Origin of the sequence: Marinomonas sp. S3726 (assembly GCF_000967665.1) — a bacterium.
In the GTDB taxonomy this organism is placed as follows: Bacteria; Pseudomonadota; Gammaproteobacteria; order Pseudomonadales; family Marinomonadaceae; genus Marinomonas.
Window position 1 is genome coordinate 1 of sequence record NZ_JXYC01000065.1, and the last position, 738, is coordinate 738.

The following is a 738-nucleotide window of genomic DNA, read 5'->3' on the forward strand; positions in this document are numbered from 1 at the left end:
TTTTTCGCAAGATCCACATAAAAGCTCGCTGTCTTACCTGCTTCCATTTCAATGGGATAGTTTTTAGATAAGTCAGGCACATCAGTGATGAGCTTGCCTGTTAACTGACGCAAGGTTTCTTGGGCATTAATCATGTCAGCTTCAGCACTGATAATATCAACGATGTTTGAGTCGTATTCAGCTTGGGCTGTATGAAGATCAGTAATGGCAACCTGACCCACTTCATATTGTTGCTTCACTTGGTCAAGCTGGCTGGCTGTTGCTTTAGCTTGTTGTTTCGCTGTGTTGAGATTCGACATTTCAGTGAGTAAATCAAAGTAAGCTGAGATACTTTCAAAGCTCAAGTCTTCTTCCGTATTGGTATAGCTCACACCTGAGCTTTCTAGGCCAATTTCAACCGAATCAACCGCGTAGCCAAGGGCGGGAGAGTAAATAGGGTAATCTAGGCTGACTTTGAGAGAGTTAGTATTGGTATCAGAGTCGCCAGCGTCCGCACTGGTATCTGTGTAACCAAGGTCAGCATCAAATGAAATATTAGGGAATAAGTTACCCTTAGTAATCACAACGCCTTCTTTTTCAGACTCATAAGAAGCGGCAGCAGAGCGTAAGCCTGGGTCGTTGATTTTAGCAAGTTGGTAAACGTCCAATAAGTTTTCAGCTTGGGCATTCATACTAGAGGCCGTAGCTAGGGTGACAAGAGAGGCGATAATGGTCTTTTTCATATGAATACTTCAGCTC

The 738-nt window shown here is 43.4% G+C and carries 1 protein-coding gene; it reads right to left on the reverse strand.

Features of this window, described 5'->3' with window-relative positions; genetic code table 11:
* The coding region (locus TW85_RS24975; protein WP_046019854.1) for a TolC family protein at positions 1-722 on the reverse strand (722 nt) is incomplete at its 3' end.
* Positions 723-738: the final 16 nt, after the last annotated feature.